Source organism: Rothia sp. HMSC065D02, assembly GCF_001815285.1.
GTDB classification, from domain to species: domain Bacteria; phylum Actinomycetota; class Actinomycetes; order Actinomycetales; family Micrococcaceae; genus Rothia; species Rothia dentocariosa.
In genome coordinates, this window is sequence record NZ_KV820087.1 from 1 (window position 1) to 300 (window position 300).

General features: G+C 48.3%; 1 rRNA gene. It reads right to left on the reverse strand.

The features are described 5' to 3' along the window. Positions 1 to 105: 105 nt before the first annotated feature. A 5S ribosomal RNA gene (rrf, locus tag HMPREF3016_RS04050) occupies positions 106 to 224 on the reverse strand. Between the last annotated feature and the right edge of the window lie 76 nt (positions 225 to 300).

A 300-nucleotide genomic window follows, 5' to 3' on the forward strand; every position in this document is an offset into this window, starting at 1 on the left:
GGTCGGGGTTGTTTGGTAAAAACCACAATTAAACACAAAAAGCATGAGCGAAAGCTCCCCTCACAGGAAACCCCCACCCATACTTACCTCTAAACAAAATATTTATTGCGGCAGCCATCTACTCTCCCACACCCACCAAGATGCAGTACCATCAACACCACAGGGCTTAGCTCACCAGGTTCGAAAAGGATACTGGGCGTTTCCCCCAAGCTATCACCACCGCAAAACCACCAAACAACAACCCACCCCACAAAAAACGGGGCCCAGCTTGTTGTTTCAAAACTATACAGCGAACGCAAA